The 1,624-nt window shown below is 46.6% G+C and carries 1 protein-coding gene; it reads left to right on the top strand.

Features of this window, described 5'->3' with window-relative positions:
* The coding region (locus tag ACWA6V_RS21330; protein WP_449524362.1) for a hypothetical protein at positions 1 to 1,449 on the top strand (1,449 nt) is incomplete at its 5' end.
* Positions 1,450 to 1,624: the final 175 nt, after the last annotated feature.

Below are 1,624 nucleotides of genomic sequence, written 5' to 3'. Positions count from 1 at the left end.
ATTAGCAATATTGATGCGACGGCAGAAGGTACGGTGATTACTCTGGATGTCAGCGCATTTAATTTACCTAATCTCGGTAAAGAAGCAGGTCCTATTCAACTGCGTATTCTCGATATCGTTGATCACCAGGATCAGTCGTTGTTGTCAGCGGGTAGCTGCGATGCAACGGGTGTACGTCGTGTTGCCAAAATCGACATGGTTTACGACGGTGCGTTTCTTGATCAGGGGCAGCCGATTCCCTATATCGGTATTCAGGGAACAAAAAAAATTCTGCTGCCGGAAAATGTTAATCTCTCCTCGATTGGCGCAATTAAAGGTGAACTTAGTTACAACTTACCGCTCAACGTCGAACGCATAAAAGTGGATTTGCCATTGGCCGGTAAAGTAATTAATTCACATGGACTGCAATTGCGCTTCCTGTCTGCCGGTGCAAGCCGTTTGTATTTTCAACATGCCGGTAATAGCGAAGCACTTTTACAAGTAAATGCATTAAATGCAGAAGGCAAGGTGCTCGCGACAACCAATGCAATGCGCGGTGTGAATTTTTTAGCCGCAGGCGAAACCACCAGTATTGATGTGCAAGGTCGCATCGCTGCCGCTGAAGTGATTGTGGCGAGCAAAATGGAGAAACAAATTTATCCGTTCAGCTTTGGTCGCATTCAACCGCTGGAGCAAACATTTGCACAGGAAAAGCCTGCGCCGGAATTATTAACGGTAGCAGCATTGGCTGCGCTTAAACAGGATTCACCACCAACGGATGTCCAATATCCCTTCCAGGCTCCGCAGCAAACCATTATTGCAGGGCCGGCGCTAATTGCGGTAAATCAAATGAATATCCAAGCGCAACAGTTATCGTTAATGGCTGATATTTATCTGCGCAACCAACATCCGCTCACACGCCAACTCAGTGCTGCACGTTTTTTTATTACGGAAGTAGAAGATTCGGCCGGTAATATTCACTCCGTAAATTTTCAATCGCCCATTGCGTTGGAGCATGCTGGTGGCTCTTGGGCAGAAGGAAAATTTCAAACTGATCCCGCACAGCCCTGGTTGCGCGGCCAATTGGATTTGCGCGGGCAGGATTTAGGCGTGAGTGATGTTATTGCTTTCTGGGGTAAGTTGGTTTTCTTGGCAGCATCAGATCCTATTGCAATTCAATTGCCGTTCCAGTTCGGTATGCAATGGAATGGCGCTGACTCCTCATTTAAATTGGCGCGCTGGGAAGCCGGGCGCTTGTTATTTGATATTCACGGCAGCTTTCCCGAACTTATGGCAATCACCGCATTGGATGACAATGGCGCAGCCGTGAGTCAAGCCGCAGAGTTGCGTGGTAACCTCGGCGTGAATCAAGTTGAATTGCCCATTAAGCAGCGACCCGCAACAATCGAATTCAGCATCGCGCGCAATCAGCAAACCGCTGAGTTTCCTTTCGAGATTCGCGCGCAGTAGGCCCAAGCTGAGTTGGTTAAATTGCAAAATCTATTGCGTAGGAAAGTAATAGAGATTTTTTAAAATAACTACAATTTGGAAAATACAAAAACTGTATAAATTGTAGTGAATGTAAATTTTGTGGGATCAAAAACTAATTTGATGTGGTGGGCCCAGCTGGACTTGAACCAGCGAC

The sequence above is a fragment of the Cellvibrio sp. genome (genome assembly GCF_053579595.1).
Note: the sequence above shows the minus strand (reverse complement) of the source record. Positions and strands in the feature narration are given on the sequence as shown.